The sequence below is a fragment of the Paenibacillus polymyxa genome (assembly GCF_018614975.1).
In the GTDB taxonomy this organism is placed as follows: domain Bacteria; phylum Bacillota; class Bacilli; order Paenibacillales; family Paenibacillaceae; genus Paenibacillus; species Paenibacillus polymyxa_E.
Map to the genome: position 1 here is coordinate 1 of NZ_JAGGNR010000064.1, position 7,097 is coordinate 7,097.

Sequence of the window (7,097 nt, forward strand, 5' to 3'; positions counted from 1 at the left end):
ACTTTACAGGGAGCGGTTCACAACCTGAATGCCAAAGCCGCTTTTTGTGTATTATTCTACTGTCCCCCGCTCAAAATACGCATGCAACCGATACAAACAAATCTCCTTCGTCCATCGGTACAGCACCGCCCGTTCCTCCGCATCCTCCACCTGTACATTCAGCGAGAACACGCCATTCTCGAAACGAGTCATACTACCCTTCGCCCCGCTCCACTTAGACATGGGCATGTCGATAATCAACTTCTCTATTTCAGTTGCCGTCTTCTCATTCCATTCCCAGAGCGCAAGTTTGTCTTTGTCCGAAAAGTCCTTCCGTTTCCGGTACTCTCTCTCCGTCAGATACGTATGGAAAAATTCAGCCATCTCCCCCGGCGTGATCGGGTCCATCCACTGAGATTCGCCTCGCTCCAGCATGTACAGCAGCACCATCATTTTGTAGCTTTTGTTCATTAGTGTTTTCTCCACATCACGCAGCCACGCCTCATGCCGGACATACACCTCTCCCTCAGCCGGGGACAGAAGTTCCGCCCAATACAGAAACCCAACATACGAACCAAATTCGTTCCGGTACCCGATACTTTTCGAACGTCCCATCAGGTGCAGCTCCAGATACGTCGGAATACGCCCCAGCTCTCGTTTCACATCCAGAAAATCCTGATGCAGCTTCTCGCGGCGCGGTAGCCGTTTGCGGCTCAACTCCTGAAGCAGGTTCACTACCCGGGTCTCTAGATGAATCCCACAGTTAGCCGGAACCTCAGGCACAGCCGAATCTATCATTTTTTCGCTTCGTTCCTCATCTCGGTGTACGTCCAGAAGACTCAGCTTCACATCCGCATTCCGGTAGTTTCCGATCAGGTCGATGATGACACAATGCGATTTGCCCTCCGCAAGCCGCAGACCACGCCCCACCTGCTGTGTAAACACCGTGAGCGACTCGGTTGGACGCACGAACAATAGCGTATCCACACGTGGAATATCCGTACCTTCGTTGAACAGATCCACCGTCAGCACAACCTCCAGCTCACCCGCATCAAGCTGCCGAATCGCTTCCTTCCGCGACATCTCCGATGTGCGCGAATGCAGACTGAGCACCTTCACCCCCTGACTGCGAAAATACGCAGCCAAATAGTCCGCCTGCCGGATCGACGAGCAAAAGCCAATCGTTCTCGTCTGCTTGTGCCGCACCCAGGCCGCATAGATCGTTTCCACATGCTCCTCTTGCAACTGAACGGCCATGAGCTGTTCTTCATCATACTTTGTTCCGATCCACCGAATCTGCGAATAATCCGTATCGTCGAATACCCCGTAATATTGAAATGGCGCCAGCCACCCTCGCCGGATCGCTTCAATAAAATGCATCTGGTACGCCACATTCCCATCACAGAGCGCATACACATCCTTGCTATCCAGTCGATCCGGGGTCGCCGTAATGCCCAGCAGGAACTTCGGCTGAAAATGCTCCATCACCAACATATACGTCTTCGCCGCCGCATGATGGAACTCATCCACCACGATCAGATCAAATGCATCGACGGCAAACACATCCCGGTGCTTTTGCATACTGAGCGTAAAGATCGAAGCATACACACAATCCGCCGCCCCATCCTTATACTGTCCGTTATAGATCCCATGACTACGATCCGGCATGATCCGCTGAAAAGATTTCTTCGCCTGGAACAAAATCTCTTCCCGATGCGCCACAAACAACACCCGCTGGAACCGCTGCGCGAAGAAACCCGCCAGATACGTTTTACCAAGCCCGGTCGCCATGACAACCATCGCCTTGTTGTACTGCTCCTCCATCGTGCCATGGAGTGCTTCGAGAGCATCCAACTGCGCCAATCGCGGCTGGATCGGCACGAGCGGCAGCTCAGCGGCTTCTTCCTCTGTCTCCTCCGGCAATCCTGTGCTGTACTCCGCTTCTTCCATCTCCGTGATCCGCTGAATCATCTCCGGGTTCTTCTGGTGATACTTTCGGTACTCTTCCTCATACAGCGCAATCGAATCCGGGTTCACCGGCAAGGTTGTCTCGTGGTAGAAGCTCTGCATGAACTTATCCAAAGCCGACTGGAACGTATACGGCTCCGCCTCCGCATTCATCGCCAGATTCCATTCATACCCCGTCTTGAGCGCCGTGAACGAAAAGTTAGACGAGCCGACAATCAGCAGTCCTTCCCCGTTGTCATGATCGAACAGATACGCTTTTGGGTGAAAAGAAGTGCCCATACTTCGCCACAGCCGTGTCTCAATTCGGGGATCAACCTCACAGAGCGCCCGTAATCCTTCTGGCTGTGTTATGTACAGATAATCTCCCGCGAGCATCCGCACCTCGGCCCCACGCTCCGCCGCCCGCTTTAAGTGCGGGGCCAGCAGTTTCACCCCGGACTGCATAATAAAGGACGTCATAATATAAATCCCGGATGCATGCTGCATCCGGGCAATCAGTTCGTCTGCCAAGTTATCTGTAATGAGTTTAACGTTAAGCTTCGTCGACATCGATCAGATACACTCTCTCCTGGAATCCACCGCGTGCCTCAGCCTTGTCCGCCCGTAGCTTATCCAATTGCGCCGCATTCGCTCCATGCACCTCTGCCAGCGCCCGGATGACCTCCAGCATGTCGGCTAGTTCTTCCAAAGCTTCCTGATCACTCGCTGCATTTACGTACTCATCCGATTCTTCCTGCAGCTTCGTTCTTAACTCTTGCTTATACTCCTCCGGGTCCAGAATACGTGTGCGGCATTCCTTGCCACTGGATGTGATAATATGCGGAATCTTGTCCCGCACCAATTTGTTGTATGTAGGCATGTGGTATAACATCCTTTCTGCTTTGGAGGTTTTCCAGCTTTGCGCCAGAATCTCCCTTTATGCCATTATACCATTTGCTAGGGGGGGAGGTATGGATTGATTTTGTAAAGTAGTTGGGGTGGAATGAGGAGATAAAAATAGCCCATTTCTACTCGTATTCGAGTAGAAATGGGCGTTCGGTAATTCATAATGTCTAATTGTTCAGCATCAAACTCTGGTTCAGAGGGATTCTAAGCCAACAGTTTTGAGACAATAACATTTGTATCCATCATTTCTTTATCAATCTCGACCAAGCAAGTGTCATCATCCATAGCTGGTTCATAACCGATTCTAACTTTTTCAATTGCATACTTCTTCTTAATATCAAGAATATACTCTATTAACTTCTGAGCTTTTAACGTTGTCTCTGAATTTTCTCCGCTGAACAACTCCTCTTCTGGAAAATTCATAACGATATCTCCACATTCCTCATTGAAAGAAAACACAATCATCACGTTGTTAAGAGTATGACCCAAGTTAAGCTCAGACAATAATATATTGCCTGTTCCCTTAGGAGATAGGATCTCTTCGAAGCTCCTTATTTGGTGAAATTCAAAATCTTTTTCACTACGGTTATCATAAAAGTGAGAACTTTTGATATGATCCTCCTGGATGTTTAAATCATTCTTAATGAATTGATCCAGATTATTTTTGTTAAAATCAATTAAAATAATTTCTAAACTTCCATATCCAAACCTTCTTACATCATATAATTCTTTCATTTTCCCAATGTTTTCAATTCGGTATTGTAGGTGGATATAGTTGTTTATGTTCCAAGTCAAACCATTGCTCTATATGGTTACATAACAACGGGGTGTCTTGAATCGCTTGCTCACAGATTTCTTTATATGAATCTTGAAGTACTTCCTCAATTTCCAAATTCAACTGATATGCCTCAGTTTGTTTCGCATGATATACTTCCGCAGGCTCAATAACGTAATTTTTATTTTTGGTTATAGGACTTACATGGATCGTCCAATCAAGGTTACCCTTGAAATGCTGAATACAATTCTTTAATTGCTCGTAAACCTGATCAGCGTTGTGGAATCTAAAATAAAAACCCGCAGGATTCTCATAGATCCGATTCGGATTATACATCTCTGTTCTATTCCATTCGTACGACCCTAATTTGGCCAAGGTATACGCCATAAGCTCCGGTGCAAGCATCTCTTCTTTACTTTTCATGTAAATACTTTTTGACACTTTATCCACCTCATTTGAGAGTGCGAATCATGGGCTGTTGATTTTATGTCTCATAATTACTCAAATCGAATCGGGATTCACATAACACCATTCGGAATGAATTGTAGTTTTCAGAATTTTCTCCAGATCAGATAAGGTATATATCCAGTCTTCCTCGATCCATATAACCATCTGTGGCTGTCTCATAAGAAAATGATATAGAAAGGTTAGAGTAACCTCTTCATTTTGATAAACTTCATCTAAAATCAGCGTGTTAAAATATACTCTCCCATCATCTCTCCATTCCAATTCTCTATATTGATATTGAACAGGTTCATCATATACATCGACTCTGATGTTATTCTTTTGCTCACTATGGCCCAACTCTTCTTTGTCTGATTGAGTAATTCCCAAGGAGCAATGTTTCATATTCAGTTCTGAATCCGTATTTTCAACTCCAAAAACTAAAGTTAAATTTGCTTCCAGACAAGCTTCTTGTATATCCTGGATCAAACGCGCAATGGGAATATTACTATTTTCTTCCACTAAAACAAAAGCAGATGCCATTACTTCAGTACCTCCCTTAATTCTTCTAACGAGTTAACCACTTTGACGCCCTTGCTCTTTATATATTCGATTTTCTCAGATGCAATTCGACCCGTATTTTCTAGTGGCGCGTCTATATATAAAATAACTTCCTTCTTCTTGTAATTGAAAAACTCTTTATTATTTGTATCCACTAATCTATCTATTTGGTCTGTTTTCACTGCTCCCGCTGACTTCTTCACTTCAATAATTTGTGAGTTCGTGACAACATCCAAATCCGTAACTCTTAATTTATTTTCTGCATTTTTAATTTCCACCCCAAATCCTGTTACCCCGACATGCCGATCTACAAATTCACCAACTTTTCCTTCAACAACTTTCCCTGTGTCTCGGCTATGTTTTGCAGCTTCTATAGCATTGGTAATATTTTTGGGATTGTGCTCTACCCAAACGATTTTGTTTCCAGCTTGGTTAGCATACTCCATTTCTAAACCTTTGTTCGTTTTGCTGACCATTGGGTTATCATGCAATATTTCGCTTTGAAGGTGACCATGCGTTACTTTTCTGTCTTTCGGTAATCTTAATCCTCCATTCGGAACCTTATAACCCTTATTATATGTTCCTGTAAAAGCCAACACGAGCTTAGCAGTCTGTAAGCCTCCAATAGAAACTGCTGCTTGCCAAGCCGGTATGGATTCTCCAGTTACGGGATGATGACCTTCCTTAAATACACTGATCTGTTCATCATATATATCCCCACCACTAGACTCCGGTTGCTTGGGTCCAGCTCTCATTTCTTCATAACTGCCACCATTTTCCCAATACTTAACAAACTCTTTTTGCCCTGGCATCCCATCCTCAGCTTCACTGGCAGGCATGTTAACTCTAAACAAAGGATTATATACCATTCGTCTTTGCTCTTCTGGGTTACCTGTATCATGGTTCATCATTGTATGGGCAGCAATCTGCCCAGCAACGGCTCCCAAGCTCACCTGTTCCTGATCTGCTTGTTCGAATCTCTCGGCAATCGACATTAAATCTTGGGATGACTTGACCATACTTTCCAGGGCACGATCCAGTACAGAACGTGACTGCTGAAAATCATAGAAAAATCGTTCCTGCGTTGCTCCCGCCCACTGAGACTGGATGAATCCGATCCTTGCAGTCAGGTCATTACGTATACCTTCCAACTGCTGCCTGCCCTGCTCAATCTGCCTGGATACATGGAGTAGTTGCTCTGGTGTTACTTTAATTGTACTCATATCATTCTCCGCCATTAAAATTAGGATTTTACCATGTTAGCAGAAGCTTGGTGTATATACATCCTTCTAACATCCTGATTTTTCCCTTCTCACCATAACAATATTTCCAACAACGTACTTCATAGGTCCTAATTTAAAGGAAATCTTCTTAATCTCTTGATTTAATAGAAAACAATCCATAAACACACCAACGGGCACCCCGTCAACAATGCCGCTGTAAAACTGATCTGTGCCGCGACTCGTCCTCCGGTAAACTTTTGCCGTGAAAAGAACATCCAGATCGAGAGGTACGTAGCGCCTAGTGGGAATGAAATTATCCCGCTAAACGTACTCGGTTCCATATACCCAATCATCATGCTTTTACCAATTAGGATTAGAGTAACCAATTCCATTATAGATAATATGAAAAACGCGATAGCAATTACTTTTTTCAAAATGTACACCTACTTTCCCGATGCAAAGCAAAGAGCATCCTTTGTAATCTCTGCATCATATCCTTTATTTGGATGATGTCATCTTGTAAGCGTAACACAGATAAATCAAACATTTAACCCAAATGATCAATTAAAAAAACATCTTACTCTGATGAATCTTCCTTCAATCGAGTGGCTAACTCGTCCAATATCTCTTCTGTTCGTTGAAAAAGCTTTTCGATGTTGTTCAGTTCTAGTGGCTGGTCATGTGGGTAATCTGCTAGGGAAGACATATGTTGCATCGTACCGATGAACAAAGCAATATCCAACCCGGATTCAGTGTCCGTATACACTAGAGGCAAGATTTCGTTCATCGTGAGGTTCTTGGGTGTATGCACTGAATGATACTTATAGATATAAAGCGCCTTGATCATGGAGGCTAAAGCCCAATCACAGAGGATGAGGCAGGCTTTGAACTGATTGTGATTACGCATGATGGTGGCAAGTTTGAGATGATACTTAGCATGCTGGTGATAGTCCAATATTGTAGTATGTAGCATGTGATAATCAGGAGTTTGTTTGGATCTAGGTTGTATGGAGATATCATGGTCTTGCAAACGTGGGGTAAAATCTACTTGGTGATTACAATGTGCTCCGGTTATGGACCAATTTCTTGCCATTGTCATCCCTCCAAAGAGTTAATACCAGTATTATACAGTAAAATACATACTCAAAGATATAATTTTATTAAATATATACGATTCAAATAGTCATGTTTAGCCCCCAAAATCTTGTTTACACTTTTACATAGAGGGGGTGCGTATGGTGGAGTAGAGTAAGAGGCTGGGT

General features: G+C 44.2%; 7 protein-coding genes. All 7 read right to left on the reverse strand.

Features of this window, described 5'->3' with window-relative positions:
* Window positions 1–51: 51 nt before the first annotated feature.
* The 7 genes from J7E78_RS28825 to J7E78_RS28855 all read right to left on the reverse strand — a co-directional run bounded on the left by J7E78_RS28825 (window position 52) and on the right by J7E78_RS28855 (window position 6,928).
* Window positions 52–2,496 carry a DEAD/DEAH box helicase family protein gene (locus tag J7E78_RS28825; protein WP_215080280.1) on the reverse strand — a complete coding sequence of 815 codons (2,445 nt, stop codon included), beginning with the start codon at window positions 2,494–2,496 and terminating at the stop codon, window positions 52–54.
* Window positions 2,480–2,806 (reverse strand): nucleoside triphosphate pyrophosphohydrolase, encoded by a 327-nt coding sequence (locus J7E78_RS28830; RefSeq protein ID WP_079695028.1) that lies wholly within the window; start codon window positions 2,804–2,806, stop codon window positions 2,480–2,482. The genes J7E78_RS28825 and J7E78_RS28830 overlap by 17 nt, the downstream gene beginning before the upstream one ends.
* Window positions 2,807–3,036: 230 nt before the next feature.
* Complete coding sequence (locus J7E78_RS28835; protein WP_215080282.1) at window positions 3,037–3,567, reverse strand: hypothetical protein; 531 nt, start codon at window positions 3,565–3,567, stop codon at window positions 3,037–3,039.
* Between the two features lie 13 nt (window positions 3,568–3,580).
* A complete protein-coding gene (locus tag J7E78_RS28840) occupies window positions 3,581–4,048 on the reverse strand; it encodes a hypothetical protein (protein ID WP_215080285.1) in 468 nt (155 codons plus the stop codon).
* 60 nt (window positions 4,049–4,108) lie between these two features.
* Window positions 4,109–4,594 (reverse strand): hypothetical protein, encoded by a 486-nt coding sequence (locus J7E78_RS28845; protein WP_215080287.1) that lies wholly within the window; start codon window positions 4,592–4,594, stop codon window positions 4,109–4,111.
* The gene (locus J7E78_RS28850; protein ID WP_215080289.1) at window positions 4,594–5,835 is read right to left on the reverse strand and encodes a WXG100 family type VII secretion target; all 1,242 of its coding nucleotides are present in this window, start codon (window positions 5,833–5,835) and stop codon (window positions 4,594–4,596) included. Before J7E78_RS28850 ends, J7E78_RS28845 begins: the two co-directional genes overlap by 1 nt.
* Window positions 5,836–6,412: 577 nt before the next feature.
* Window positions 6,413–6,928, reverse strand: coding sequence for a HEPN domain-containing protein (locus J7E78_RS28855; RefSeq protein WP_215080291.1), 516 nt, complete (start codon window positions 6,926–6,928; stop codon window positions 6,413–6,415).
* Between the last annotated feature and the right edge of the window lie 169 nt (window positions 6,929–7,097).

Coding starts and splice junctions, on each gene's coding strand:
- J7E78_RS28825 (WP_215080280.1), bottom strand. CDS start 2,496: ATGTCGACGAAGCTTAACGTTAAACTCATTACAGATAACTTGGCAGAC.
- J7E78_RS28845 (WP_215080287.1), bottom strand. CDS start 4,594: ATGGCATCTGCTTTTGTTTTAGTGGAAGAAAATAGTAATATTCCCATT.
- J7E78_RS28830 (WP_079695028.1), bottom strand. CDS start 2,806: ATGCCTACATACAACAAATTGGTGCGGGACAAGATTCCGCATATTATC.
- J7E78_RS28855 (WP_215080291.1), bottom strand. CDS start 6,928: ATGGCAAGAAATTGGTCCATAACCGGAGCACATTGTAATCACCAAGTA.
- J7E78_RS28835 (WP_215080282.1), bottom strand. CDS start 3,567: ATGAAAGAATTATATGATGTAAGAAGGTTTGGATATGGAAGTTTAGAA.
- J7E78_RS28850 (WP_215080289.1), bottom strand. CDS start 5,835: ATGAGTACAATTAAAGTAACACCAGAGCAACTACTCCATGTATCCAGG.